Source organism: Rhizobium sp. BT04 (assembly GCF_030053135.1).
In the GTDB taxonomy this organism is placed as follows: Bacteria; Pseudomonadota; Alphaproteobacteria; order Rhizobiales; family Rhizobiaceae; genus Rhizobium; species Rhizobium binxianense.
The window spans coordinates 1,063,114-1,088,440 of record NZ_CP125652.1 but is presented as its reverse complement, the minus strand read 5'-3'; the positions used below and the strand labels follow the sequence as shown (position 1 = coordinate 1,088,440).

30 protein-coding genes are annotated in these 25,327 nt (G+C 60.4%); 17 read left to right on the top strand and 13 right to left on the bottom strand.

All coding sequences use genetic code 11. From position 1 onward, the window contains the following. Positions 1-21: 21 nt before the first annotated feature. The gene (locus QMO82_RS13920; RefSeq protein WP_183606985.1) at positions 22-1,179 is read right to left on the bottom strand and encodes an HlyD family secretion protein; all 1,158 of its coding nucleotides are present in this window, start codon (positions 1,177-1,179) and stop codon (positions 22-24) included. Further along, entirely contained in the window at positions 1,179-1,520 is a 342-nt protein-coding gene (locus QMO82_RS13915) for a DUF3302 domain-containing protein (RefSeq protein ID WP_183606986.1), read from the bottom strand. Before QMO82_RS13915 ends, QMO82_RS13920 begins: the two co-directional genes overlap by 1 nt. 312 nt (positions 1,521-1,832) lie before the next feature. On the opposite strand from QMO82_RS13915, the gene QMO82_RS13910 reads away from it, so the two are divergent. From QMO82_RS13910 to QMO82_RS13900, 3 genes are read left to right on the top strand one after another with little or no spacing between them, the layout of a single operon-like run. Next, positions 1,833-2,147 carry a hypothetical protein gene (locus QMO82_RS13910; protein ID WP_183606987.1) on the top strand — a complete coding sequence of 105 codons (315 nt, stop codon included), beginning with the start codon at positions 1,833-1,835 and terminating at the stop codon, positions 2,145-2,147. Positions 2,148-2,189: 42 nt separating this feature from the next. After that, positions 2,190-3,578, top strand: coding sequence for a DUF3300 domain-containing protein (locus QMO82_RS13905; RefSeq protein WP_183606988.1), 1,389 nt, complete (start codon positions 2,190-2,192; stop codon positions 3,576-3,578). A gap of 29 nt (positions 3,579-3,607) precedes the next feature. Beyond that, entirely contained in the window at positions 3,608-4,546 is a 939-nt protein-coding gene (locus tag QMO82_RS13900; RefSeq protein WP_183606989.1) for a DUF2950 family protein, read from the top strand. 127 nt (positions 4,547-4,673) lie between these two features. On the opposite strand, the gene QMO82_RS13895 is transcribed toward QMO82_RS13900, so the two are convergent. Further along, complete coding sequence (locus QMO82_RS13895) at positions 4,674-5,177, bottom strand: CYTH domain-containing protein (RefSeq protein WP_210305704.1); 504 nt, start codon at positions 5,175-5,177, stop codon at positions 4,674-4,676. 25 nt (positions 5,178-5,202) lie between these two features. After that, the gene (locus QMO82_RS13890; RefSeq protein WP_183606990.1) at positions 5,203-5,670 is read right to left on the bottom strand and encodes a hypothetical protein; all 468 of its coding nucleotides are present in this window, start codon (positions 5,668-5,670) and stop codon (positions 5,203-5,205) included. Between the two features lie 263 nt (positions 5,671-5,933). On the opposite strand from QMO82_RS13890, the gene QMO82_RS13885 reads away from it, so the two are divergent. From QMO82_RS13885 to QMO82_RS13870, 4 genes are all read left to right on the top strand, one after another. Beyond that, positions 5,934-7,706 carry a hypothetical protein gene (locus tag QMO82_RS13885; RefSeq protein WP_183606991.1) on the top strand — a complete coding sequence of 591 codons (1,773 nt, stop codon included), beginning with the start codon at positions 5,934-5,936 and terminating at the stop codon, positions 7,704-7,706. 336 nt (positions 7,707-8,042) lie between these two features. Continuing rightward, the gene (locus QMO82_RS13880; RefSeq protein WP_183606992.1) at positions 8,043-8,594 is read left to right on the top strand and encodes a DUF924 family protein; all 552 of its coding nucleotides are present in this window, start codon (positions 8,043-8,045) and stop codon (positions 8,592-8,594) included. 91 nt (positions 8,595-8,685) lie between these two features. Then, positions 8,686-11,223, top strand: coding sequence for a mechanosensitive ion channel family protein (locus QMO82_RS13875; RefSeq protein WP_183606993.1), 2,538 nt, complete (start codon positions 8,686-8,688; stop codon positions 11,221-11,223). Positions 11,224-11,335: 112 nt separating this feature from the next. Then, entirely contained in the window at positions 11,336-11,602 is a 267-nt protein-coding gene (locus tag QMO82_RS13870; RefSeq protein WP_003560251.1) for a hypothetical protein, read from the top strand. A gap of 17 nt (positions 11,603-11,619) precedes the next feature. Here QMO82_RS13870 and arsK read toward each other — a convergent pair whose 3' ends face one another. From arsK to QMO82_RS13840, 6 genes are read right to left on the bottom strand one after another with little or no spacing between them, the layout of a single operon-like run. Further along, positions 11,620-12,855 (bottom strand): arsenite efflux MFS transporter ArsK, encoded by a 1,236-nt coding sequence (arsK, locus tag QMO82_RS13865; RefSeq protein ID WP_183606994.1) that lies wholly within the window; start codon positions 12,853-12,855, stop codon positions 11,620-11,622. Next, positions 12,852-13,577 carry an arsenical resistance protein ArsH gene (gene arsH / locus QMO82_RS13860; RefSeq protein WP_183606995.1) on the bottom strand — a complete coding sequence of 242 codons (726 nt, stop codon included), beginning with the start codon at positions 13,575-13,577 and terminating at the stop codon, positions 12,852-12,854. The genes arsK and arsH overlap by 4 nt, the downstream gene beginning before the upstream one ends. Beyond that, positions 13,552-13,974, bottom strand: coding sequence for an arsenate reductase (glutaredoxin) (gene arsC, locus QMO82_RS13855; protein WP_183606996.1), 423 nt, complete (start codon positions 13,972-13,974; stop codon positions 13,552-13,554). Before arsC ends, arsH begins: the two co-directional genes overlap by 26 nt. Beyond that, positions 13,971-14,666 carry an MIP/aquaporin family protein gene (locus tag QMO82_RS13850; RefSeq protein WP_183606997.1) on the bottom strand — a complete coding sequence of 232 codons (696 nt, stop codon included), beginning with the start codon at positions 14,664-14,666 and terminating at the stop codon, positions 13,971-13,973. The genes arsC and QMO82_RS13850 overlap by 4 nt, the downstream gene beginning before the upstream one ends. Continuing rightward, positions 14,666-15,193, bottom strand: coding sequence for an arsenate reductase ArsC (locus QMO82_RS13845; RefSeq protein ID WP_183606998.1), 528 nt, complete (start codon positions 15,191-15,193; stop codon positions 14,666-14,668). The genes QMO82_RS13850 and QMO82_RS13845 overlap by 1 nt, the downstream gene beginning before the upstream one ends. Next, positions 15,190-15,546 (bottom strand): helix-turn-helix transcriptional regulator, encoded by a 357-nt coding sequence (locus QMO82_RS13840; RefSeq protein ID WP_183606999.1) that lies wholly within the window; start codon positions 15,544-15,546, stop codon positions 15,190-15,192. Before QMO82_RS13840 ends, QMO82_RS13845 begins: the two co-directional genes overlap by 4 nt. Positions 15,547-15,588: 42 nt before the next feature. Between QMO82_RS13840 and QMO82_RS13835 the strand changes: the two genes are divergently transcribed. From QMO82_RS13835 to QMO82_RS13810, 6 genes are all read left to right on the top strand, one after another. Further along, positions 15,589-16,113, top strand: coding sequence for a DUF6428 family protein (locus tag QMO82_RS13835; RefSeq protein ID WP_183607000.1), 525 nt, complete (start codon positions 15,589-15,591; stop codon positions 16,111-16,113). Between the two features lie 133 nt (positions 16,114-16,246). After that, complete coding sequence (locus QMO82_RS13830) at positions 16,247-16,750, top strand: DinB family protein (protein ID WP_183607001.1); 504 nt, start codon at positions 16,247-16,249, stop codon at positions 16,748-16,750. 16 nt (positions 16,751-16,766) lie between these two features. Further along, complete coding sequence (locus QMO82_RS13825) at positions 16,767-17,378, top strand: TetR/AcrR family transcriptional regulator (RefSeq protein ID WP_183607002.1); 612 nt, start codon at positions 16,767-16,769, stop codon at positions 17,376-17,378. 249 nt (positions 17,379-17,627) lie between these two features. Continuing rightward, positions 17,628-17,771, top strand: a complete 144-nt coding sequence (locus QMO82_RS13820; RefSeq protein WP_183607718.1) for a hypothetical protein — start codon at positions 17,628-17,630, stop codon at positions 17,769-17,771. A 146-nt stretch (positions 17,772-17,917) separates the two neighbouring features. Continuing rightward, positions 17,918-18,748, top strand: a complete 831-nt coding sequence (locus tag QMO82_RS13815) for a response regulator (protein WP_183607003.1) — start codon at positions 17,918-17,920, stop codon at positions 18,746-18,748. A gap of 186 nt (positions 18,749-18,934) precedes the next feature. Next, entirely contained in the window at positions 18,935-20,266 is a 1,332-nt protein-coding gene (locus QMO82_RS13810) for a diguanylate cyclase (RefSeq protein ID WP_183607004.1), read from the top strand. Positions 20,267-20,359: 93 nt separating this feature from the next. On the opposite strand, the gene QMO82_RS13805 is transcribed toward QMO82_RS13810, so the two are convergent. Both QMO82_RS13805 and QMO82_RS13800 read right to left on the bottom strand, forming a co-directional pair. After that, the gene (locus QMO82_RS13805; RefSeq protein WP_183607005.1) at positions 20,360-21,379 is read right to left on the bottom strand and encodes a GlxA family transcriptional regulator; all 1,020 of its coding nucleotides are present in this window, start codon (positions 21,377-21,379) and stop codon (positions 20,360-20,362) included. A 294-nt stretch (positions 21,380-21,673) separates the two neighbouring features. Further along, positions 21,674-21,874: a hypothetical protein gene (locus QMO82_RS13800; RefSeq protein ID WP_183607006.1), complete on the bottom strand. Its 201-nt coding sequence runs from the start codon at positions 21,872-21,874 to the stop codon at positions 21,674-21,676. Between the two features lie 277 nt (positions 21,875-22,151). On the opposite strand from QMO82_RS13800, the gene QMO82_RS13795 reads away from it, so the two are divergent. The 3 genes from QMO82_RS13795 to greA all read left to right on the top strand — a co-directional run bounded on the left by QMO82_RS13795 (position 22,152) and on the right by greA (position 23,371). Continuing rightward, a complete protein-coding gene (locus tag QMO82_RS13795; protein ID WP_171602806.1) occupies positions 22,152-22,385 on the top strand; it encodes a DUF2171 domain-containing protein in 234 nt (77 codons plus the stop codon). Between the two features lie 124 nt (positions 22,386-22,509). Further along, positions 22,510-22,695, top strand: coding sequence for a DUF3008 family protein (locus tag QMO82_RS13790; protein ID WP_028756545.1), 186 nt, complete (start codon positions 22,510-22,512; stop codon positions 22,693-22,695). Positions 22,696-22,888: 193 nt separating this feature from the next. Next, on the top strand, positions 22,889-23,371 hold the full coding sequence (greA, locus tag QMO82_RS13785) for a transcription elongation factor GreA (RefSeq protein WP_183607680.1): 483 nt from the start codon (positions 22,889-22,891) through the stop codon (positions 23,369-23,371). Positions 23,372-23,566: 195 nt separating this feature from the next. Here greA and QMO82_RS13780 read toward each other — a convergent pair whose 3' ends face one another. Beyond that, on the bottom strand, positions 23,567-24,460 hold the full coding sequence (locus QMO82_RS13780) for a LysR family transcriptional regulator ArgP (protein WP_183607007.1): 894 nt from the start codon (positions 24,458-24,460) through the stop codon (positions 23,567-23,569). A 100-nt stretch (positions 24,461-24,560) separates the two neighbouring features. On the opposite strand from QMO82_RS13780, the gene QMO82_RS13775 reads away from it, so the two are divergent. After that, positions 24,561-25,169 (top strand): LysE/ArgO family amino acid transporter, encoded by a 609-nt coding sequence (locus QMO82_RS13775; protein WP_183607008.1) that lies wholly within the window; start codon positions 24,561-24,563, stop codon positions 25,167-25,169. Positions 25,170-25,327 lie beyond the last annotated feature (158 nt).

The window sequence follows — 25,327 nt, the reverse complement described above, 5'->3', positions numbered from 1 at the left end:
ATCCTTTGCTGCTGGCACGCATCAATGTTCGAGGAACACGTAGTTCATCCAGCTGCTCATGCGCAGCAGCACCTTGCGCAGGACGGCGACATGGTGCCAATGGTGGGTGTAGACCGCGACCTCCGCGACCACGCCGCCCGGCAGTTGATAATCATCGGTGTTTTCGAGCAGCTCGATCCGAGCCAGTGTTTGTCCGGGTGATAGGCGCTCGGGCGATTGCGGGTCGATCAGCGCGCCGCTCGGCTGCAACTGGCCCTGGGCCATCACATCGATGACCTCTTGCACCCGCGCCTTGAATATCTTGCCGGGTACGGCTTTGAAGGCAACCTCGGCCTCGTCGCCGACGTGGACGCGCTGCAGCGAATTCTGGATGAAGGCTGCACCCAGCATGCGGTCCTGACTGTCGATGAAGACCATGACGGGCCGCAGCGGAAGGGGATTGGCCATCATTCCAGGGCGGAGGAAGACCTGCGTGACGTAGCCGTCGGTCGGCGCCCGCACCACCGTCTGATCAAGCTCGTATTCGGCATTGTTCAGTTCCGCCTGCAGCCTTGCAACCGTCGGGTTGGTTCCGTTGATGTCAGACTCGTAGGCGAGTCTTGCCTGCGCGGCTTGTGCGCGGGCGGTGTCGACCGTAGCTTCCGACGTCAGATAGATGCCGCGCCGGTTTTCGACCTCGAGTTCGGAAAAGACCGCGCCCCTGCCGCTCGACTTTGCATTCTCGTTCGACTGCTGGAATTTTTCGAAGGCCTGCAGGGACCTGTCCCTCGAGGCCTCGGCGCCGGTGACCGCCGCATTGGCTGCGTCCACGGCCGCTTTCAATTGCAGAACCGACTGCTCGGCTTCGGCGAGTGCGGCTTTCTTCTGATCGACCACGAACTGATAGGGCCGGGGATCGATGCGAAAGAGGATGTCGCCCTTCTTCAAGGGTGCATTCGGTGTCACCGGCACCTCGACGACCTGCCCCCCGACGACGGGAATAACGGGAGCCGAGGTGAAATAGATGCGCCCGTCGCTCGAATAGGGATGATTGTAGCTCATCAACAGCAGCAGGGTGGAGATGAGGAAGATCCCGCCGAGGACGGCCGTCGCGAGCGTCCACTGGTTCACCGGAATCCTGAATACTTTGAAGATCGTCCAGCAGATCGCGGCATAGGTCAGTATGAGGAGCAGATCCATCAGGCGGTCTCCTTCTCCGGCGTTTGCGCCTCGAGCTCGGAGATCCGGGCATGGAGACGAGCAATTTCCGCATTCGCTTCGCCTTCCGCCGATAATTTTCCGTCCTGCCGGATACCCCAGCCGCGGTCTTCACGGTAAAGCGTTGCCCAGATGAACAGAAACGGCCAGATCGCATGAAGCGTGAAGAGGCTGACCCATCCGGCGATATGGATGGCATCCTGATGGGGGTGATTGCGCGCCTTAGCGATCAGATGTGGAATGTCGTGAATGGCAATCACGGCATAGAAAAGGGTGACCACGACAAAGGCCAATACGCCCAAGGCAAAATAGTCGAGAAACACGACCCCTCCCTTCCGGCTTGGTCTCCCCGAGCCGTCGATCGCAAGCGAAGGGGGAATTGTAGGCCCGTTTCGGGGCAAAGGCCCGTAGCATCGCGTAATCTCTATCGGGGCGTTCGCGGACGATCCGCCGGGGAATTTGTCAGCGTGGGAAGCAAAGGTGCGAGATCGGCGACGAATCCCGTTCGCCGTCTCGGATGGGATGCGCCTCGCGGAAGCCGGCTGCCGTAGGATCGCGTATTTTACGTCTCCAGACGGTTCGCCTGTTATATAGTTTCCGGACTGCTTAGTGCAGTTTCGTCGGCGGGGGCGGAGATGGCGTCGGGAGAAACTGGTTCGACATATTTGTCCGTCCTTGAAACGGCAGAGGCTTATTTTCCCGACCAGGCGAGGCTGGTGCAGCGGCTTTTCTACGTCGATGAGGCCTTTCACAGCATGTGCGAGGATCTCGCTGCCGCAGCGCAGGCTCTGGCGCATGTCGAACAGTTGCCCGACACGTTGAGAGAAGCGCGGCGGCTGGAATATGCAGGCCTGGTCGATGCCCTGTTAAAAGAGATGAGGGAGGCGATTTTACAATCGAAAATTGTGATGCTCCGGCGGTCACCCGTCATCGGCCCGAAATCTCCGTGAACGCATCCGTCATTCAACTGATTCTAGGGAGGTCCATGTGCGATGAAAGCAATTTCCCGCAAACTGCTTGGTGGGTTGTCGGCTCTGGCGATCATTGCGCTGCAGCCAGCCTTCCCCGTGCGAGCACAGGCCCCTGCGCCGGCTGCGGCGCCCACCCAGACGGGCGCAGAGCAGCCCGCGGCTACCCTTCTTTCGGAGGATGATCTCGAGGTGCTGGTGGCGCGGATCGCGCTTTATCCCGACGAACTGGTCGCGGCGATTTCGGCCGCCTCCCTCTTTCCCCTGCAGATTATCGAAGCGCAGCGTTTCCTGGAAGCGAAAAAGAAAAATTCCGATCTCAAGCCCAAAAGCGATTGGGACGGCAGCGTCGTTTCGCTGCTCAACTACCCTGACATCATCAAGATGATGAGCGAGGATCTCGATTGGACTCAATCACTCGCCGATGCGCTCGCCAATCAGCAGAAGGACGTGCTGATTGCCATCCAGCAGCTTCGCGACGAGGCGGTGGCAAAGAACATCATCAAGACGGATGACAAGGTGACGGTCGTCACCGAAAACGACAACGTCATTATCCGGCCGACCGATCCCGAGAAGATCTATATCCCCCAATATCCGCCGGAAATGCTTTATGAACCGGACTATGCCGCGGCGCCGATCTCCTATTATCCCGATTATTACGACAGCTATTACTATCCGGGCGCAGCGTTCTTTGCCGGCGCGGTCACCGGGCTTGCCTGGGCGGCCGTCGTCAATTGGGACGACTGGGGCGTATGGGGTGGTCGCTGGGACGGCGATATCGACATCGATTGCAACAATTGCCTGAATGATCGCAACTTCAACGGAAAAATGAAGTGGAACGACGTCGACTGGGCGAATGTCGACCGCAGCAAGCTGAGCATCGGCAAAGACCAACTTGCCAAGCTGGACCGGTCGGCGATCAAGTCGGGACTTCAGGCCGACAATCGCAATCAACTGCGCAACAAGGCCGCAGATATGCAGGCGGGTCAGAGGCCGGGCAATCGCGGGACGGCCGCTCGCGCGGAAGATATCCGAAAAAATACGGCGCAAGGGCTGAAGGCCAAACCGCAGGCAAACAGGCCGACGGCGGCCAATCGTCAGAACGTATCCCGGCCCGAAACCCGTTCTCAAAATTCGGCTAATCGCCCCTCCGCCAAGCCCGCACAGAAATCCGTCAAGAAACCCAGCAAACCGCAGATGGCTGCCCGGCCCGACAATCGCGGACGCCAGTCGAGCGCACTTGGCAACGTGCAGTCCGGCCGCCAGCAGACCGTCGCCTCGAAACGAGGCGCGCAAAGCATGGGCGCTCACCGCCCGGCAGCCCGTCCCGTTCAGCACTCGCGCCCGATGCCGTCTCGCGGCGGCGGCGGCGGCCGCGGTGGTGGTGGCCGCGGTGGCGGCGGGCGGCGATGACACCCCTTACGAGCCCATGGAGTTACATCATGAGACGTCAATCGATGGTAATCTCGTTCATGCTTGCGACAGCGCTTTGCACGATGCCGACGACGCCGGCGCTATCGCAGGTACAGACGGATCTCGCCGAATACAAGGCGGCAACGCCCGCACCGAAATTCGATAGCCCGTCTCTTGCACTCGATCGGCTGAAATCGGTGCTCGGTTCCAATAATATCGGGGATCTTGGGGATCTGCTCGGTCTGAACGCAGACAAGCTGCGCTCGAGCAACGAGGCCATGATCGCTTATGGATTGATCCGGGAAGGCGCCGAGCGACAGATGATCTTGAAAGACGTCGAAGGTGCCAAGATCGTCGCGATTGGCGATCGGCTCTGGCCTCTGCCGTTTCCGCTGACTGAGGACAAAGACGGGAAATGGTCCTTCGACACGCAGCGCGGCCTCGAGGAGATCATCAATCGGCGCATCGGCGAAAACGAACTCGCGACGATCGACACGATGCATGAATATGTGGCTGCACAGTATCAATATGCATCCGATGACCGAGACGGTGACGGTATTTACGAATTCGCCAAGAAATTGATCAGCAGTCCGGGCAAGCTGGACGGCCTCTACTGGGACCCGAGCGTCTATGCGGAGGAAAGCCCGGCAAGCGCGCTGGTCGAGACAGCCGCCTTCGGCGCCGCCAAACGCGGGGAAGGTTATTTCGGATATCGCTATCGCATCCTGACCGCTCAGGGCGACAACGTACTGGGCGGCAAACAAAGCTACGTCATCAATGGTTATATGACCGGTGGCTTTGCGCTCGTCGCCTGGCCGGTCACATACCGGGTGACCGGCGTGCAGACCTTTGTCGTCAACGGGATGAGCGTCATCTATCAACGCGATTTGGGGCCGCAAACGGAACAGCGCGCTGCCGCGATCAAGGAATTCAATCCGGACACCAATTGGACGATTGTAAGCGAATAGGATCTTAGAGCGGTTGAGCTTCTAATGGAAGCTCAGGACCGCTCTCCTTTTGTTTTTACGCAATTCCCGGCAAAAGCGCTTCGCGTTTTGCCTGGAAAAACCGCTTCGCACTTTTCCTGGAATTGCTCTAAAGCGCGGCGCCGTGGTCAGGCGCCCCATGCATCTGCGGGCGGCGGCATGATGCAACCGCCATGGCGCGATTGGAATAGCGTTTGTTGCCCGTGACTTCCCGCCCAAGCCATTTCGGCAGGGCCGGACGATCATCTTCGCTTGCTATCTCGATCTCGGCGAGCGTCAATCCTTCATAGGCTCCGGCAAAGACGTCTACGTCCCAGGTTCTGCCCTCGTGCAGGACCGGGTAGCGGGTCTTTTCAATGACGTGGCCCGTCGCATGGAGAAGCAGGTCCCGTGCCTCCTCAATAGGAATCTCGTATTCATATTCGTCCTTGGCGAGCCCTACTGTGCGGAATTTGATCGTCAGGCAAGCAGAACGGTCGTCAATCAAGCGAACACGTACCGAGTTCTTATCTCGAGACAGATAAGCCTGCTGCAGGACATGCGACATGCCGGCGCAATCGCGCCAGCTATCGTTACGCACGAGGAACTTGCGCTCGATCTCGATTGCTTTCAATTTGATCGCCTCTATCTGCTGCCGGTCACTCGACGGGCGGCTCCCAAGTGAGGAAGAAGCCGACGTCTCCCGGCATGCCGTCCGGGAAGTTGATGACCATGGCCTTCAACCCGTAACCCTGCGGCCTGGCAACTTCCTCGAAAAGTTCGAGGAGTTCCTTTGCCTTTCCCTGCAGCGTCTTCTGCCATCCGGACAGGTTGTTGTTGATGGCCCGGCCGCTGTCTGTGCAGAACGTCGACGGAAAGCTGTAGATCAGCGCCTCGTATTTGCCGTCTGCGGCCGCTTTCATGACCAGCCTCTTGATGACGGCGCGTTCCGCTTCGCCAATGTGCTTGCGGAAAAAATCCTCGACGAACTCCGCGTGTTTCTTTGCTTCACGCGCCTTGATCTTTTCGCTGCGCTCCATCTCGACAAGCTGAAGCTCCAGAGCGCGTTTGCGCAGTTCCTCTGCGCTTGTCATGGGATGAGGTGTAGAGGTCTCAGGTGATGTCATCGCAGGCTCCTCCAGAATACACGGCGATGATAGAGCGCGCCTGGAGACTAAGGCAGTAAAATACATGTCGGCACCGGTAGAATACGGTATCCTACGCGGGCATTTCGTAAACTGTGACTTACGTCCATCATTTGGCTATTCATGGGATTCGGTCAGCGTTGGTTAGGTTATTCGGCTGGGCGGCATTGCCGTCACGCCTGACGGGGACTATTGTTTAGGACTGCGTGCTGCTGGTTGTTCGCAATCGGAGTCTGGGGGAACCGATGACGAGTGCAGGCATAAACAGGGTCACCGCCTCACAGGAGGAGGTGCAGCAGCAACTTGAGCGCATTCTTTCCAGCCGGGAGTTCCGCCTTCCCGAACGGGCAAGAAAATTCCTTGAATTCGTGGTCACGGAAACGCTCGCAGGCCGTCGCGACCACCTGAAGGCCTTTACCATCGCACAGGCCGTTTTTGGCAGAGACGCGAACTTCGATGCCCAACAGGATCCCTGCGTTCGCATCGAAGCCGGCCGGCTGAGACGAGAACTGGAACACTACTACCTGACCGCCGGCGACGCGGACCGGATCATCATCACCATCCCCAAGGGCGGCTACGCGCCAGTCTTCGATGTCATCAGCAGTGCTGCACCCGCTGATATGTCACCGCTCAAGCAGTCCGATCGGGCAAGCTCGTCAGGCGACGATAACGCTCAGATCAGTGCGGCCTCGGATACGATCAGCCCCGACCAGGCGGACCGGCGCTTATCGCCGGGCCGATATTGGCTTCTTGCGGCGGGCGCGGTGATTGTCCTGGCCTCTGCAGCGGCTCTTCTTCGGCAGGTCGGATCGCCGAGCACGGAGCGTGAAACGACATCAGGAGCTGATAATCGCCCTACCATTATCGTCGAGCGTTTTGAAAGCGCCTCTGACGGGAGCCTTGCCTCCGACATCTCTCGCGGCATGACCGACGACATCATCGAGAAGCTGGTCCGTTTCAATGATATCGTTGTCGTCACCGCCATGCCGCGGAATAAAACCGGCGAAGCTTCGTCGCAGCCGCTCTATGCCCTTCAGGGAAGTGTGCGGCTCGAAGGCAGCAGGCTGCGCTCGACAGCCAGACTCGTGCGGCGGGCGGATGCCGCCGTCATCTGGGCAAGCAATTATGATGCCGACATGAAGGTGCAAGGCATCCCGCAAACGCAAGCGAGCCTTGCCGGGGATATCGCCACGGCGGTCGCGCGTCCGTTCGGCGTCATGTTCCAGACCGATACCGCGACCATCGCCGGAAGCACGCACGTTTTTTCATGCGTGCTATCCTATTATAGCTACCGTAGCGAAATGACCGTGCAGGCTCACCAGGTGGCAAAATCCTGCCTGCAGCAGGCCGTGAAAAAGATGCCGGCCGATTCCAATATCTTCGCCCTTCTTTCGTTGATCCATCTCGACGAGTTCCGCTTTTCATACCAACTTCACACGAAATCGACGGCCGCCACGCTCGACCTCGCGAAGGAACTTGCCGAGCAGGCCGTGCGGCTCGACCCGAAGAATGCACGCGCTCTTCAGGCACTGATGCTCGCCAACTTTTTCGGCAATGATCCGGCCGGGGCCCTCAGCGCCGGCGCCGCCGCCTATGCCAACAATCCGAACGATACCGAGGTGGCGGGTGAATACGGCCTGCGCCTGTCGATGTCGGGAGAATGGGATAGAGGCTGCACACTGATTTCAGAGGCAGTCGGCAAGAATGCCGGACCACGCGGATATTACGAGGTCGGAATGGCGCTCTGTGCCTTCATGCGGGGCGATACGCAGGCTGCGGAACTATGGTCGCGCATGTCGGACCTCAATTACAATCCGATGCATCGTCTCGTATTGCTCTCCATTCTCGGCACGCTCGGAAAAAAGCAGGAAGCAGAGGAACAGCTTGATTGGATCAGGCGCGAGTCACCCGCATTGATCCCGAACATCAGGCAGGAGGTCGCCAGGCGGCTGGTGCGGACCGAAGATCAAAAGCGTTTTATTTCGGGAATTGAAGCCGCTGGCCTGTCTGTGCAATAGAGCGAAGCCCGGATCATTGCCAAGCTCTGAGGCTGGAACGGCTACTCCTCCTCCAAGCCGCCGGGCCCCATCACCTTCTTCAATGGCCTACAATATATCAAAGCATGTACCGCAGGTTGGGCCTTGCGAGATGTGTACATCCCTTAGCCCGTAACGGGGCGAGGGGAGTGCCGAACGAGGCGAGGGTGGGGATGGAGAGGTTGCGGCAAATCCCCTTCTCCCCGCAAGTGGGAAAGGTGCCGACAGGCGGACGAGGGGTTGATTTGATCAAAATTTTATAGCATTTACAATAATTTAAGTGATTCAATTGTATCCGCTCACGCTAGGGAAGGAAGCATGACGACGATCCGCCGACCTGGGGAAGTCTATGATTTCTGGTTCGTCAGATGCGGCCGGGAGCTGTGGTTCCGTGCGACGCCGGAACTCGACGCGGAGATTCGTGCGAACTTTCGTGATACCCATCTGGCCCTCGCCGCGAGCGTCGAGAACGAATGGCGCGCTGACCCGGCAAGCCGGCTGGCGGCTATGATCGTGCTCGACCAGTTTCCCCGCAATATCTATCGCGGCACCCCGCTTGCCGTTGCGACCGACGGGCTGGCGCTTCGGGAAGCCAAGCTCGCGCTCGCAGCAGGCGCCGACCAGGCGGTTGAAGCAGCCTGCCGCACCTTTTTCTACATGCCTTTCGAACATGCCGAAGACCTTGACGAGCAGGAACGTTCGGTGGCGCTGTTCACCGCGCTTGGCGATGAGGAATATCTAGATTATGCGATCCGCCACCGCGACGTGATCGCCGCCTATGGCCGTTTTCCACACCGCAATGCCATGCTCGGGCGGGAGTCGACGGCGGCGGAGCGCGACTATCTCTCCAGGCCCGATGCCGGCTTCTAAGGCTTTCCGGGGATATTCCGCCTTTCTGTCGCCTTTGTTTGCTATGACAAGCAGGCATTCTATCCTGACGACAACCTTTCCGGAGGCGCTTTTGCGGCTGAGACCGATCCTGCTTCGCACCATTCTTCTGCTGACGCTGGCGGTCGCCGGCGCGCATTTCAGGGGTGCCGCGGCCTTCGCCCAGGAGCCGCAGGCACCGGCGGCGGCCGCTCAGGCGCCGCTTGCCGATACGCCCTTCGATCAGGCGGCGAAGGAGATCGACAAGGCGAAGGTCCAACTGACGGCGCTTCAGGACGGCGCCAAGCAAAATGCCGACAATGACGATGCCCTGGTCGGGCTTGCGACCAAGGCCGACGAGCTCAGCCGCGCTGTCATCACCATATCGGTTAATCTCCGGCCGCGGTTCGACCAAATCAAGAACCGGCTTGCCGAGATCGGCGATCCGCCGAAGGATGGGCAGCCGCCCGAGGCGAAGATTGTCACGGACGAGCGCAATGCGCTGACTGCCGAGCGTGCGCAAATCAACGCGGTGACCGGTGACGCCGAAAATCTGTCGATCGCGGTGACGAAGCTCCTCAACGAAATCATCGAGATGCGGCGGCGGCTTTTCGCCGACACGCTTTTCAGGCGCACCGAGATCTCCGTCTCGGTGCTCGACGATGCCGTGAGCGCCTTCGTGCACGAGGCCGGCGAATTCTCGCAGGCTTTGTCGAGCTGGGCCTCTTTCGTCTGGAAGTTCAAGCGGTTCCCACTGTTTGCCGCGATCTTCCTATCGCTTGCGTCGGCGCTCATTCTGCTATCCGGCAGCTATCGGCTGTTCGGCTCGTATCTGCGCCGGGACGAGGCGATCGAGAACCCGTCCTATATCGGCCGGCTGTCGATCGCCTTCTGGTCGACGCTGATCCGTACGCTGGCGCTCTCCGTACTGCTCGTCACCTCGTTCTTCTTCCTCAATAGTTTCAATGTTCTGCGGCCCGACATCGCACCTGTCATCGGCGCCCTGTTCGCGGCGATCGGGCTCGTCTATTTCGTCGGCCGTTTCGTCAACGCCATCTTTGCACCGAACGAACCGCACTGGCGGCTCGTCCGGCTTTCCAATCTCGGCGCGCGCTCGATCGGCTATTGCGTGCTGGCGATGGCGATCGTCAACGCGCTTGATTATCTGTTCGGTACGATCGGCGAGGCGATGGGCTCGCCGCTGGTGCTGACCGTGGTCAGGAGCCTGATTGCCGCGCTGATCATCGGCCTGATCTTGATCGCGGCCTCGTTCGGAAAACCGATGCTGGCGAAGAACGGCGATCCCGACGCGCCGGGCCGGCATTGGCCGCGCGGCATGGGGATCATCCTGCGCGTCGTCGGCGCCGGCCTCATCCTCACCGCGCTGACCGGTTATGTCGGGCTGGCGCGCTTCGTCGCCACACAGCTGATCATCACCGGCGCGGTCGTTGCCACCATGTATGTCGGTCTGCTCTCCGGCAAGGCGATATCAAAGCAGGAAAGCTTCGGCGACACCTTCTTTGCAAGCTTCCTGACGCGCCGCTTCAAGCTTGGGCCGGTGGCGATCGACCAGGCCGGCCTGCTCGTCGGCCTTGCCATCTATGCGGTGGCGCTGCTCGTCGGCATCCCGCTGATCCTGCTGCTCTGGGGTTTCCATGTGCAGGACCTGCAGCTCATCGCCTACCGGCTGTTCACGGAGGTGAGGCTTGGCGGCATCAGCATTTCGCTGCTCGGCATCTGTACCGGCATCCTGCTGTTTGCCGGCGTCTACCTGCTGACGCGCTGGCTGCAGCGCTGGCTCGACGGCAATGTGATGGCGCGAAGCCATGTCGATCTCGGCGTGCGCAATTCGGTCAAGACGGGCATCGGTTATCTCGGCGTCGGCATTGCGGCAATCATCGGCGTTTCGGCCGCCGGCATCGACCTGTCGAGCTTCGCGCTCGTCGCCTCGGCGCTGTCGGTCGGTATCGGTTTCGGCCTGCAGAACATCGTTTCCAACTTCGTCTCCGGCCTGATCCTGCTCGTCGAGCGGCCATTCAAGGTCGGCGATCATGTCGTCTCGGGTACGGCCGAAGGCATCGTCAAGCGCATCTCGGTGCGCGCCACCGAGATCGAGACCTTCCGCAAGCAAGCGATCATCGTGCCGAATTCGGAGCTGATCAACGGCCTCGTCGGCAACTGGACGCACCGCAACAAGATCGGCCGCTCGGAAATCCCGGTTTCCGTCGCCTATAACGCCGATCCGCAGCAGGTGATGGACATCCTGCTCGAACTGACGGCGAAGATTCCGCTCGTCATGCGCAACCCGGAGCCACATGTCGAATTCCTGCGCTTCGGGCCTTATTCGCTGGATTTCGAGCTGCGCTTCTTCCTCGCCGACATGGGCGACGGCATGACGGTGCGCAACAATCTGAGGATCGAGATCCTCAAGCGCTTCAAGGCCGAGGGCATCGAGATCCCGCTGCCACAGACCGATCTTACCATCCACCGGGACGCTCGTCCCGCGTTTGCCGATGCGGGCAGGGATCTGTCGGATGGCCAGGAAATTCCAGGGGACAAGCCCATGGAGGAGGAAGAGCGGCCCGTGCGGCAACTGCGCGGGCGCAGGGCGGATGGCAGCTTGAAGAGCTGAACGGCTCATTCAGCCATCATTCACAGATCTATGTGCATCATCTCCACCATCGGGATCGCTGCCGAGGGCAGCACCGGTCGTTCGAGGGGAGGGCGCGTTCGCGCCGCCGCACATGATGGCAAGATTTGCCGCCGTTCTGCTTGTCCCGCTGCTTGCCGCGCCCGCGGCCGAGGCGGCATCCATCACCAACACCGACCCCGCCGCCGTGGTGCTTGTTATCACCGAGAGCGGCCAGCGCGTCGAGGTCGTGGTCGATGCCGGTGCTTCGGAGAGCCTCTGCCCTTCCGGCTGCTTCATGACGACGCCCGACGGCGACCGCATCGGCCTCGATGGCGGCGAGACGATCGACATCGTCAAGGGTTCCGCCGTCGTCAAATGATGCTGCGATGACCGGGCTCACGCTTCTCCTGCTTTGGGAATAGTTTCCGACCGGGCAACCGGGCGCGTCAGCCGCAAGATGGCAAGGAAAGCGGCAACGGCGACGGTGCCGAGCAGCGCTGCGACTGTGAGCGACCACGACACGCCGATCGTTCCCATCATGAAGGCGAGCGCAAAAGGCGCCGTCGACGAGACGACAAGGCGGACAGACAGCACCTGTCCCTGGCGCCGGCCATAACCTTCGCTTCCGAACAGCGCCAGGGGCAAGGTGCCTTGGACGATGCTGCTGAGGCCCGAGCCGAGGCCGAAGACGACGGCGAAGACCAGCGCGCCCGGCACCGATGGCGCGGTTAAGACAAGCACGGCAAGGGCTGCCGGCAACAGTACGGCGGAAATGAGGGCGAGCGTCAGCTGCGGCAGGCCGCTGCCGAAGACCATATTGACGAAGCGGCTCAGCACCTGCGACGGGCCGAAGAGGGTGCCGACCATCACCGCCATGGCGCCAAGGCCGAGGGCCGACATGACGGGCACCATGTGGACCAGAAGTGCTGCGTTGACGAAGCTTTGCAGGGCAAAGCCCGCGACCATCAGAATGAAGGCCGGCGTTCGGATCGACGCGGGAAGGCTGGGCTCGATGCGCCTTGTCTCGCTGCTCGCCTCGCGTCTGCCGATGTCGCCGGTGCTGCGCGCCAGCCAGGCATGAATGGGAAGGCAGACCGCCAAGTTGAGGGCGGCGAAGACGAGATAGACGTCCTGCCAGGAGAGGTGCGCATGCAGCGCCGTGGTGATCGGCCAGAAGATGGTCGAGGCGAAGCCGGCGATCAGGGTCAGGTAGGTGATGCTGCGCTGGGCGACACGCGGCCTGATCTGGACGAGCAGGGCGAAGGCGGCGGCATATTGCACGAGGTTCGAGGCCGTCTCAATGGCGATCAGGGCGGCGACGAAGGCAATTTTTCCTGGCGTGAAGGCGCAGGCGGCAAGGGCTGTGGCGGCAATCGCCGAGCCCGCCGTCATGATGCGGCCGGCGCCGAAGCGATCGATCCACGTGCCCATGAGAGGGGCGGCCAGGCCGCCGATCAGAAGGGCGGCCGAGAGCGCGCCGAAGATCCACTCCGATGACCAGTCAAGACCACGGGCCATGTCGGGCGCAAGAATGCTGAAGCTGTAGTAGAGTGTCCCATAGCCGATGATCTGCGTCAGACCGAGCCCGGCGATGGCGGCCACCGGCGCCCTTTCGGTGTCGTTCGTCGTCATAGGGATTTGAGGCTCACGCGCTGCTCCAGCTTCTCAGCCTCCTCTTTCCGCTCGCTGTAGCGATCGGTCAGATAGCTCGAGGCATCACGGGTCAGCAGCGTGAACTTCACCAGTTCCTCGCAGACGTCGACGACGCGGTCGTAATAGGATGACGGTTTCATTCGACCATTCGCGTCGAATTCCTGAAACGCTCTGGCGACCGAGGACTGATTGGGGATGGTGATCATCCGCATCCAGCGGCCAAGAATGCGGAGCTGACCTACTGCGTTGAAGGATTGGGAGCCGCCGGAGACCTGCATCACCGCCAGCGTCTTGCCCTGTGTCGGCCTGATCGAGCCGACCGACAGTGGAATCCAGTCGATCTGCGCTTTCATGATGCCGCTCATTGCGCCATGCCGTTCAGGGGTGACCCACACCTGGCCTTCCGACCATGCAGACAATTCACGCAGCTCTTGGACCTTTGGGTGGCTCGCCGGTTCCGCGTCGGGCAGCGGCAGGCCTTCCGGATTGAAGATCCGCACGTCGCAGCCGAAATATTCGAGCAGCCGTGAGGCCTCCTGCGCGAGGAGGCGGCTGTAGGACACTGTTCGCAGGGAGCCATAAAGGATCAGGATGCGCGGCTTGTGCGTCGAGAACGTAGGCCTGAGTGCATCCATATTCGGCTGATGCAGATGCATCGGAGAAGCTGCGGGCAGGTCAGACAATGCGCTTGCCTTCGGCATCGAGCACCTTCTCGCCATCTTCCTTGGTGAAGGCGCCCTTGTGGGTTTCCGGCAGGATATCGAGCACGACTTCGGAAGGCCGAGCAAGGCGCGTGCCGATCGGCGTGACGACGAATGGGCGATTGATCAGGATCGGCTGCACCAGCATGGCGTCGAGAAGCTGGTCGTCGCTGAGTTCCGGGTTGTCGAGGCCGAGTTCGCCGTAAGGCGTATCCTTCTGGCGAATGGCATCGCGCACGGTCAGGCCGGCATCGGCGATCATCCTGACCAGTTCCTGACGTGACGGCGGAGTTTCGAGATAGTCGATGATATCGGGTTCGATGCCGGCATTGCGGATCATCGCCAGCGTGTTGCGCGAGGTGCCGCAGGCAGGGTTGTGATAGATGGTGACGTTCATAGTTTTGCCTCTGACGACAGGGTTGATGAAGCGCCCGGCTTCAACAGCCAGGTGAAGAGGAGAAGGGCTGCGATCGCGCCTGATATTTCGGCGATCCAGAAGCCTGGAAGATCGATCGGGCGGATGCCGGAGAAGGTGTCGGTCAGCGACCGGGCCAAAGCGACCGCCGGGTTGGCGAAGGAGGTCGAGGCGGTGAACCAGTAGGCGGCGGTGATATAGAGACCGACCAGCCACGGCACTGCCTTCTGCTCGAACCTGATGCCGGCGAGAATGATGGCCACCAGGCCGAAGGTCGCCACGCCTTCGGAAAACCATTGCGCGCCGCCGGTGCGCACCTTGCTCGAGAGTTCTAGCATCGGCAGGGCGAACATCAGATGGGCGGTGATCGTCCCGACGATGCCGCCGAAAATCTGCGCGGCGACATAGCCGGCGAGATCGCGTTTCTCCAGGGTGCGCGACATCGCAAAGACCAGCGAGACGGCGGGGTTGAAGTGGGCGCCGGAGATCGGTCCGAGCACGGTGATCAGCGCCACCAGAATGGCGCCGGTCGCCAGCGTATTGCCAAGCAGTGCAAGCGCCGTATCCCCGGTCAGCGACGCTGCCATGATGCCGGAGCCGACGACGGTCGCGACCAGCATGGCGGTGCCGAGGGCTTCAGCGACCAGACGGCGCGGCAGATCGAAAGACGCCATCAGCCGGCCGCCGGTTTTGCGGTCGTGCCTTCCATGGCGCCGATCTGATGCAGGTGCTGTTCCAACGCCAGCTTGTCGATCGACGACAATGGCAGGCTGAGGAAGGCGATGATCCGGTTTTTGAGGAAGCGGGCGGCCTGCGCGAAGGCGCGGCCCTTCTCGACTTCGCTGCCCTCGACGGCGGCCGGATCCTCGACGCCCCAATGGGCAGTCATCGGATGGCCGATCCAGACCGGGCAGGCTTCGCCATGGGCGGTGTCGCAGACGGTGAAGATGAAGTCCATCTCTGGAGCGCCAGGCTCGGCGAACTCGTCCCAGCTCTTCGAGCGGAAGCCGGCCGTGGGGTAACCCTGTGCCGCAAGCTCCTTCAGTGCATGGGGATTGACCTCACCCTTCGGCTGGCTGCCGGCCGAATAGGCCTTGAACCGGCCCTTGCCTTCGGTTTCCAGGATGGATTCCGCCAGGATCGAGCGGGAAGAATTGGCGGTGCAAAGAAAGAGCACATTGTAAACGCGGTCTGTGGTCATTGCAGTTCCTCCTTGGTTGCGGGTCTACAGCATGCGGCGACGGCAGCAGCCGGAGCACAGATCTCCGGGTTCCCGCCGCAGCAATCCTCCATCAGAAAACGGATCAGACCGCCAAGCGTCTCGTAATTGGCGGTGTAGATGATCGAGCGGGACTCCCGCTGCTGAGCAATCAGACCGGAGCGCTCGAGTTCCTTCAGGTGGAAGGAGACATTGGACGGGGAGACCTCCGCCTTTTCAGCGATGGCGCCCGCCGCCATTCCATCCGGCCCCGACACGACAAGCATGCGGATGATATGCAGGCGTGTTTCCTGCGACAGCGCGCTGAATGCGGCGAGGGCTTGACGCTGGTCCATATTTCAATGATCCTTGAATTATTGAAACGAGGATTAGCCGATATGAACGCGATCGACAACGGGAAAATTCAAGAGGACGACATCAGTCTCGGTCTGCTGCTCGATACGCTCGCCGGGGAAAAGGATGCGCCGCTGGTTTTCTACTACAACGGCCAGCCGGTGAAGCCGGGCTATCATATCACCGAGGTCAAGGCGGGCCAATTCTCGGGCCTCGATTGCGGCGCCAATCCCGAAGCGTGGACGGAGATCTTCATCCAGCTCTGGGACATTGAGGAGGGCGACCGCACACATATGCCGGCCGGCAGGTTTTATTCCATCATCCGCAAGGTGACGGAGCATGTGCAGCTTGACGGTTCGGCCAAACTGACCTTCGAGGTCAGCGACGGAGTACGGCCGATGCAGCTCTATTGTGCCGCGACACCGATTCTCAGCGCCGGCGCCGTGTATGTCGCGCTATCGCCGCGGCCGGCAAGCTGCAAGCCGCGCGATCGCTGGCTGGCGGAGGAAAACAGCAGGGCAGCGGCTTGCTGCGGGCCGGCAGCGGCAACTGGCGGCTGCTGCGCGTGATACGAGATTGCGCGGCAGATGCACAGGTGGCGGTTAGATCTTTTGTAAACCCGTTGACTGACCGCCAGTCAGCCACGTAAATGGAGATCGTCGGCGTGATGCCGGCGCCACCCGTTTACGTACGGAGACCGCAATGAGCGCGCAGACCCTGTTGAACTCTCTGTTCCGATACAAAGCCAGCGTCGACGACGAGCTTCTCGACGCCTTGAACGGGCTCGGCGCCGAGACACGCTCCGACAATTTTCGCTCAGCCCTTCGCGTACTCAATCACGCTCATCTCGTCGATCGCATCTTCGCCGCTAACCTGCAGCGGCTGGATCATTCTTATACGGCGAGCTGGAGCAGCGAAGCGCCGCCTTTGGCGCAGCTGTCGGCCGATATCCGGGAAACGGACCGTTGGTACACCGACTACACCTCGCATATAAGCCTTCATGAGTTGGAGGAAGTCGTCGACTTCACCTTCACCGATGGTGGGCGGGGGCGCATGTCCCGCGAAGAGATGCTGGCCCATGTGGTGACGCATAGCGGTTATCATCGTGGGGAAGTGGGTCGCCTTCTGCCTGATATCGAGAGCACCGCAATGCGCGACGTGTTTACCGGCTACCTGCACAGGACCGATCCCGTGCGCCGTCAGTGAGGGACCAGTCCTGTCGATGCCGGCCAATCCTTCAAAACCGAGAACCAAGCCTCCGGAGGAGCGGCGCGACGAGCTCATGACCGCGGCCGAGCGGCTGTTTCTGGAAAAGGGTGTTGAGCAGACCACGATCGAGGAGATTACGACGGGGGCAGGGGTGGCCAAAGGCACCTTCTATCTGCATTTTTCCTCGAAGGCCGATCTTCTCCAGGCACTGCGCGCCCGCTTTGTGCAAGTTGTGCTGGATGGCATCGTCGCGGCCGTCGGGGGATGCAGGCAAGAGGACTGGCGCAGCAAGCTGGTCGCCTGGTCGACGGCATGCGCCACCGGATATCTCGATGCGGCCGGGCTGCATCATCTCGCCTTCGTGGCGGCACCCCCCGCATCAAGGGTAGGGCTTTCGCGCAACATCCTGATCGACCATCTGAGCGAACTCATCGCCGACGGGGCAGGCGGGGATGCTTGGTCGGCCGACGATCCCGGCTTTACGGCGGTGTTCCTGTTCAACGCCCTGCACGGCGTCGTCGATCAGCCCAGCATTGCCGAGACGCCCTCGGCCCGCGCCGAATTGCTGCGCGCGATCGAGGCGCATTTCCTGCGCGCGCTGGGTTTGCGGTCGGGCATTGACTGAGGGCCGGTATCGCGGTCGTCGCGTCATTGCGAGAGCAAAGGATGATGGCGAAAGGCGCCTGCCAAATGTGGCTTGCACCCGGGCAGGTCGTGTTGCAAAGCCTGGCATCGACAGCGAAAGACCCACAAGCGGCAAGGAAATTGGCTTTGGAAAACAAGGCGGAAATCCTGTCGCAAGTCCGTCCAACCAGTAGGAGATTTAACATTATAGGGGGAACAACCTGCGGCATGGAAAATCGACGCTGAAGCGGTGAGCGAATCCACCTGCATGCGGCGGCTGGATCACGCTCAGGAAAGCACGAAGCTGAAGATCAAGATCCTCGGGGCGACCTATAATGCGACGGTCGTCGGCGAAAGCCCGTTCGATGCTGAGAATGCGGCGCTTCGCGCCTGATTTCTTAATCATATCTGCAAGAAATCGGAGGCGGCCCCGTCGAGTCGCTTGTTCGTTTCATATCCAGGCCCACTGATTAATAATTATTCAAATCAATTGATGTATCGATTTGACCCGGGGACAGTTTTTTACATCAAAGGTTTGCTATGGCGTTTCTAGGTATTTCGGGGATGCAATATTCCGGGGAAATGTTTGCCGGCGCGCGCATTATTGTCGCGGAAGATTCCAACGTATTCACCTCGATGATCAGCAAACGCCTCAAGGAGCTGTTCGACATTGATGTCGAGATCTGCCGCACCTTCGAGGATCTGCAGTTTTCCTACGACAAGTCTTCCGACCCGATCACGCTGGCGATCTCGAACATCAACCTGCCCGGCGCTGAAAACGGCGAAGCGCTCGAATATCTGGTCGATCTCTCCATACCCACAATCGTCTTTACCGGCACCTTCCATGAAGGCATGCGCGACAAGCTGATGGCCAAGGATATCGTCGATTATATCCTCAAGGACAATATCTTCGCCGTCGACCTTCTGGCGGAATCGATTTGCCGGTTCCTGACCAATCATCGCCATCACGTGCTGATCGTCGACGACAGTGCAACGGCGCGCGCCCTGCTGTCGAGCCGGCTGAAACGCTACAATTTCCGTGTCAGTACCGCCGACAACGGCGCCAAGGCGCTGGAGATCCTGAAGGCCAACCGCGATATCGGCCTGATGATCACCGATTACAACATGCCCGACATTGACGGCTTCGAGTTGACGCGGCGCATCCGCTCCAATATCGGCTCGCACGAACTGCGCATCATCGGCGTGTCCTCCTCCTCGAACCGGCTGCTGTCGGCGCGGTTCCTGAAGGCCGGCGGCAATGATTTCATGCTGCGTCCCTTCATCGACGAGGAATTCTACTGCCGCGTCAACCAGAACCTCGATACGCTGCTGCAGATCCAATCGATGCGCAAGGAGCGGGCGGTTGCCTGACGGCTCCTCCAGCATCGGTATCGCCAGGCGCCCGGAGATGGTGGTCGGGAACAGTCGTCGAATTTTTGCAATTAGAGGTAATTCCGCCTTCATTTGTCCCCTTCACGCGCATAAGCCTCTCGGCTATCGTTCGCCCCGGGGAGAGGGCCGATTCGAGCCCGTCGGACGTATGGGGGAGTAGCGGCCGTGGCTTTTCAAGCGGATTTTCAGCGAGATGGCATCGGGCTGCGCTCCGGCGGGTTAAAAATACTTCTGGTTGAAGATTCCCGGATGTTTTCCGCCGTACTCTGTCACCGGTTCCAGACCGAACTCGGTCTTGCCGTCAAATCCTGCCCATCTCTGAAGGCTCTTCGCAAAGAGCTTGCCGAGGACGGTCACGGCTACACCATGGCCGTCGTCGATCTCAACCTGCCGGATTCGCCCTATGGCGAAGCGCTCGACTGCACGATCGAGCACGATATCCCGGCGATCGTCTTCACCGCGACATTCGATCTCAACACGCGCAACAAGATCATGGAGCGCAATGTCATCGATTATGTGCTGAAGGACAATGAATTCGCGCTCGACAATCTGGTCGCCACCGTCCGGCGGGCGATCTCCAACCGCAAGACGCGGGTGCTTGTCGTCGATGATGTCGCCTCGGCGCGCCAAGTGCTCGTCGACCTGCTCAAGGCACAGCAATATCTCGTCGTCGAGGCAAGTTCGGGGCTCGAGGCGCTGGCAGCGCTCGAAGCCTACAGCGATATCGAACTCGTCGTCACCGACCACCATATGCCCGATATGAGCGGCTACGAACTGACGCGGCGCATCCGCCATCGCTTCGGTTCGGACAGACTGCGTGTCATCGGCGTTTCCGCCTCCAACGACCGCATGCTGTCGGCGAGTTTCCTCAAGGCCGGCGCCAGCGATTTCGTCTACCGGCCCTTCGTCGCCGAGGAGTTGCAATGCCGCATCGCCAACAATGCCGAGACGCTGGCGCAGATGCGGCAGCTGAGGGCGGCGGCGGCCTGCGACTATCTGACAGGTCTCTATAACCGCCGCTATTTCTATGACAATGGCCCGAAGCTGGTGAATGAGTGCCTGCGGCTGAAGGTGCCGAGTTCCGTTGCCATTCTCGATATCGACCATTTCAAGCGGCTGAACGATACCTATGGCCATGAGATCGGCGACAAGGTGCTGAAGGCTGTCGCAAACAGGCTGTTTACGATCTTCGACGGCAGCGACAATCTTCTCTCGCGCCTCGGGGGCGAGGAATTCGCCATCCTCTTCCCGCAGATGGATTCGGCTGCCGCGACCAAACTCTGCGACGAGATCCGCTCGGACATTTCGCGGCTGAAGGTGACGGCCGACGATGAGGAACTCGGTGTTACGATTTCGATCGGCATCGCCGAGATCGGCGGTTACGAGACCTTCGAGAACTACCTCAATGCCGCCGACCAGTTCCTCTACATGGCCAAACACCGCGGCCGAAACCAGGTCTATTCCGACGCCAGGATGACGGAAGAGGCGGCGCAATAACGCCATCCGAAGGGCGGAGCCAAGCCGCCGCCTTTCACATCAGGCGGCGACAGGCTTTTCCAACGTCTCAAGCGGCGACGCCTTCTTATTGTCTCAAGCGGCAACCGCCTGCCTTGCCGTCGCCATGGTCAATTTGCGCTCGGCGCGCTCCTGCTGCGGCGAGCGATGGTAGAGTTCGCGATAACACTTGGAGAAATGCGAGGCCGAGACGAAGCCGCAGGCGACGGCGACCTCGACGACGGGCATCGAGGACTGCACCAGGAGGTGGCGCGCACGGTCGAGGCGGATTTCCAGATAGTAGCGGGCCGGCGAGCGGCCCATCTCCTGGCGGAACAGCCGTTCGATCTGGCGACGGGATAGGCCGGCGCCGTCGGCGATCTCGATCAGCGACAGGGGCTCGGCGAGATTGCCTTCCATCAACTCGATGATCGACAGCACCTTGGCGTTCTGCACGCCGAGGCGGGCGCGCAGCGGCAGACGCTGGCGGTCGTGCGGGTTGCGCACGCGATCGGTCAGGTGCTGCTCGCAGATGCGGTTGACAAGGCTTTCGCCGAAATCCTCGCCGACGAGGTTCAGCATCATGTCTAGCGATGCGGTGCCGCCGGCGCAGGTATAGAGATTGCCGTCGATCTCGTAGAGATCGGCATAGACCTCCGCCTGCGGGAAGGCTTCCGAAAAGCCCGGCAGGTTTTCCCAATGGATGGCGCAGCGCTTGCCGTTCAGGAGACCGGCCTGGGCAAGCACATGCGCGCCCGTACAGAGGCTGCCGACGGCAACGCCGCGATTGTAGGATTCGCGCAGCCAGGCATTGACCGATTTGTTGTTGAACTGCTCGACATCGATGCCGGAACAGACGAGCACCATGCCCGGCCGGTTTTCGCCGCCGAGATGGCGGCGTTCCTCGGCGAGCGAGGAATTGGCTTCGACGCCGATGCCGCAGGAGGAATAGACCTTTTCCCCGTCGACGGAGGTCAGCCGCCAAGTATAGGCCTGATAGCCGAGCATGCGATTGGCGATGCGCAAGGTGTCCACGGCCGCCGAAAAGGGCAGCATGGTGAATTGCGGTACCATAAAGAAGACTACCGAACGCTTCTTGATCTGCATCCTGTTCATAGCGAAATCCATGCTCGAGGGGCGATGACACATTCGTTGCGCGGAATGCGTCGCGCCGATGTCCTGAAAGCGACACTGGCATGGAAAAATGCGGCCGGGAAGAGCAAATATGCGACATCGGCCACGATTTGGCCGCTTAAACTACCGGAATGGCCTCAGGGAGGGCAGATGAGGGACTGATAGGCGACTGAAATTCAAGATTGAAAAGGGCTTGGGCATGAACGGTCAGGCCACGAAAAGGCGGCGTTGCGCAAAGCAGACGCCGCCCTTATCTTGAGAGGAATGTCGCATTCATTACATGGTCCGGTGTTTGCTGTCGTCCGTGCTCGGCCAGCCGATGTCCTTGCGGATGTCGAAGGGCATGGCTTCGATTTCGCGGGCCGTCTGCCAGCGTGTCCAGGCGAGCGTGAGCTTGCGGGCATAATGTGCCAGATCGAAGCGGCTGTCGCTGGAGGTGAGGGTCTTGCCACCACCTCGATAGGTGAGCGTGGTCATTTTCCGGTTCCTTTCTTAGGTCAGGGACATGGGGATCGATGGGAGGTTCGTCCATGTCCGTGATGCCAATATGGGCCCGGACCACTCATCATTCAAACGAATAGGGCTTATGGATAACATCAGAGTTATTGAATGATCGGAGCGTGCCCGGCGGTCCTAGGCTGGCCTCAACATCGGGCCGACGAGCATAATTCGGTGCGCGACAGGATGCCTCGGAACCAAGTCTGCTCCACCTCGTTGCCGCTTCGTACCCGACAATGATGCAAAGGAGGAAACGATGATTTCCGCAGATCAGATCCGCGAACATATGGAAGTACGGGCTGCCGACGGCACCCAAGTCGGCACAGTCGATCATCTCGACGGTCCCACGCGCATCAAGCTGACGAAGCTCGATTCGGAAGACGGCAAGCACCACTTGATCCCGATCGATTGGGTCGATCACGTCGATGCACACGTCCATTTGTCGAAGAATGCCAGGGATGTCCGGATGCAATGGGCCACCATCAACTGACAGCCGGTCGGCTGCGGCCTACGAGCCGCAGCCTCCCTGCAAGGGAGCCAACGCGCTATACGCAGGCCTGACGAACTCAAGATAGTTTGACGCGGGGGCTCCCACTCAAGAAAAGGAGATCGATATGCCAGCCAAGTCCAAGGCACAGCAAAAGGCGGCAGGCGCCGCACTTTCTGCCAAGCGTGGCGAGACGCCGAAGAGCGAACTCAAAGGCGCCTCGAAACAGATGGTCGAATCCATGAGCGAAAAACAGCTCGAGGAATTCGCATCAACCAAGAGGAAGGGCAAGCCCGAGCACGTGTCGAAATAAAGGTATTCGAGCCCCGCCATGCGGTGTCGGACCTTCCCGTCGCTCCCAATCTGCGGAGTCATGATCCTTGAAAGCGGCTGCCGATGAAGCAGGATTGGCGGTTCGTGCGCGGTCGATGTATGGTTTCGACAGAGATTTGGGGCAATTGCCCATCAGCTACAAGTGCGCACTGCGCCTAAAACGGAGTCCGAGATTGGCCGTCGCCTTTACCAAGGAAGAGAGTTTTGAAACGGCTTCGGAAACCCTGCTGCCCGACCGTCCGGTGTCGCCGCACCCGAACCTTGTCACGGAGGCGGGGTTGAAGGCTCTGGAGCTGCAACTCCAGCAGGCCCGCGAGGCCTATGATGCCGCGAGCATCATCGAAGACGTGAACGAACGGCGGCGGCAGACGGCCAATCCCTTGCGTGATCTTCGTTACTTAGCGGCAAGACTTCGTACTGCCCAGCTTGTGCCTTACCCAACGTCAAGCGACACCGTCACCTTCGGCAATACGGTGACTTTCCGTCGCGACGACGCGCGCGTGCAGACCTATCGCATCGTCGGGGAGGACGAAGCCGATCCCAAGGCCGGATCGATTTCCTACGTCTCGCCGGTGGCGCGGTTGCTGATGGGCAAGGCTGTCGGCGATGTCGTGGAGGCGGGCGGCCAGGAGCTGGAGATCATCGCTATCGCGTAAGAGAGCGATATTTGTATGCCTTTCCCATTATTTTAGTACCATTGGGTACTTTATTTATCGAAGCTTTACCGTCCGTGGCTACAACGATGACATTCCATCATCGAAAGTGACGCTCAGACGAGACCAGCGACTTCGGCAGCCCACGGCTTACGTCTAACAAAGCGAGCCGGTTCTGCTGCATCTTTAAGTGATGCATCAAAGACGGCGCTTGGCCACTGCGACGACTTCGCGCGTCAGATCCGCCAGGCGGTCGGCGGCGAGGCGGTTTATCTGCCAGTAGAGCGGAACATCGAGCGGCGTGTCGGGCACCAGCTCGACCAGCCGTCCGGATGCGAGATGCTCGCGGGTCAATTGGGTCGGGTTCATTCCCCAGCACATGCCGGAGAGGCTCGCCTCGACGAAGCTCTGCGGCGAGGGCAGCCAGTGGGTGGGATAATCGAGATCGCGCCCGAACGTTTTGCGTATCCAGCTGCTCTGCAGCCTGTCTTTCTGGTTGAAGGTCAGGGCCGGAGCATTGCGGATCGCCTCTGAGGTTACGCCCTGCGGAAAGTGGCGGGCGACGAAATCGGGCGTTGCCGTGGCGTGGTAACGCAGAACCCCAAGGGCAAAACGCCGGCATCCGCGGACCGGTTTTTCCAGGCTGGTGACGGCGGCGATCACCCGCCCGCGCTGCAGCCATTCGGCGGTGTGGTCCTGATCATCGACGGCAATGTTCAGCAGATAGGAAGAGCTTTTGGCGAAATTCGACATGGCCTCGACGAACCATGTCCCGAGGCTGTCGGCATTCGTTGCAATCTGAAGCGTGACCCTCTGGCGTGGTTCGTCGGGGTCGACGAGGGCCGGCAACTGCCCGAAGAGCTCGGCTTCGAGCATGCCGACATTCTCCATATGGCGACAGAGCCATTCTCCCTTTTCCGTCGCCGTGCACGGCGTGCCTCTGACGATGAGGACGACGCCGAGACGCTCTTCCAGCTGTTTCACGCGCTGAGAAATGGCCGAAGGAGTGACGTTCAGGACGGCCGCCGCTCTTTCGAAGCTACCTGTCTGGACAATGGTTGCGACGGCGCGCAGCGCGGGATAATCGAGCATGGATTAGTTTCACTTAATCGGAATAAGCTGGATTAACTAGTCTAAATCTCCTAATCGCGCTAGCGCAACCTCACCGAAATGAGGGGCGTTGGCCGAAGCGATGAATCTTTCAATTTATATAATCGGCCTGATGATGGGCCTCAGCCTGATTGTCGCCATCGGTGCACAGAACGCCTTCATCCTCCGCCAGGGCTTGCGCAACGAACATGTCTTCGCCGTCTGCCTCGCATGCGCGGTCTCCGATGCCGCGCTGATCGTGCTCGGGGTGACCAGTCTGCAGCAGATCGCCGGGTTGATGCCCTGGCTCGATCCCGTGATGCGTTATGGAGGGGCAGCGTTTCTGGTCTGGTACGGTGCCAAGAGCCTCTACTCCGCCTTGCGGTCTTCCGCTACCCTCACGGCGGCGGAGGCCAGAACGGCGAGTTTCCGTCAGACGCTCATGACCTGCCTCGCGCTCACCTGGCTCAATCCGCATGTCTATCTCGATACGGTCGTGCTGCTCGGCACGATATCGACACGCTATCCCGGGCAGCAGACTTCGTTTGCCGCCGGCGCGGTGACGGGTTCCTTCCTGTTCTTCTTTTCGCTCGGATATGGCGCAACGTGGTTGCGGCCGATCTTCTCGAAGCCTTCGTCCTGGCGGATGCTGGAAACGCTCGTCGCATTCACGATGTGGGTCATCGCCTTCAAGCTGTTGGGCGGCATGTGACCGCCGTTCCATCGTCGATCATCCGCTTCAGCAGCCGAGGTGTTCAACTCCATTTCGCGCTGACAATCCGCCAGCAGATGCGACGGAAACCGCTTTAGCTGCCGGATCGCATACTCATGGTTCGCATCCCGGCGCCTCTGCGACTTGAATGCGGAAAG